The organism is Sphingomonas sp. Leaf21 (assembly GCF_916858675.1).
GTDB lineage: Bacteria > Pseudomonadota > Alphaproteobacteria > Sphingomonadales > Sphingomonadaceae > Sphingomonas.
On record NZ_CAKASM010000058.1, the window covers coordinates 1 to 632 of the forward strand.

1 protein-coding gene is annotated in these 632 nt (G+C 71.5%); it reads right to left on the reverse strand.

Annotation, left to right across the window (positions count from 1 at the left end; all coding sequences use genetic code 11):
• Positions 1-111: 111 nt before the first annotated feature.
• Positions 112-378 (reverse strand): hypothetical protein, encoded by a 267-nt coding sequence (locus LRP66_RS18240; protein ID WP_230484016.1) that lies wholly within the window; start codon positions 376-378, stop codon positions 112-114.
• Positions 379-632 lie beyond the last annotated feature (254 nt).

Genomic DNA, 632 nt, shown 5'->3' on the forward strand with positions numbered 1-632 from the left:
GCCCTATTCCTCCCCAAGCTTGCTTGGGGAGGGGGACCGCCGCGAAGCGGTGGTGGAGGGGCTAGGTCCGGCGGTCTGCAAGCTCCCGACGGTCGCTTGCGGAACAGCGCGCTACAGCGTGACCTTGGGCGGCTTCGCGGCCTCGACCGCGACGCGGACCATCTTTTCCCAGATCGCGGGATCGCCCGCATCGGCCATCGCCTGATCGGGTTCGCGCAGCGTTCGCAGCACGGCGAGCGCGTCGCTCATATGCTCGCGCCAGTGATCGTCGACCAGCCGCGCCGCCGACTCCGCGTCGCCACCGGCATTGGCGCTCAGCCGCTGGCCGCACAGGACGCGCGCGATGCGCTCGGCGGCGGGGGTGTGTGCGATATCCATGGCAACCTCTCCTGATGCGCGTCTCGTTACGCGATCAACGCGGGAGAGGGCGGAATGGTGCCCATCAAAGCCCCTCTCCCGGCAGGGGGAGGGGTTGGGGAGTGGCAACGACCAAGGGGCATGGTCTCGGTGAGACGCCGTTGCCCTCCCCCATCCCCGCCCGCTTGCGGGAGGGGCGTGCTGATGGCGAGCGTTCGGCTCAGCCCTGCGCGCCGCGACCGGCGCCGCCGCCGCCGCCCGGGCGACCCTGACCG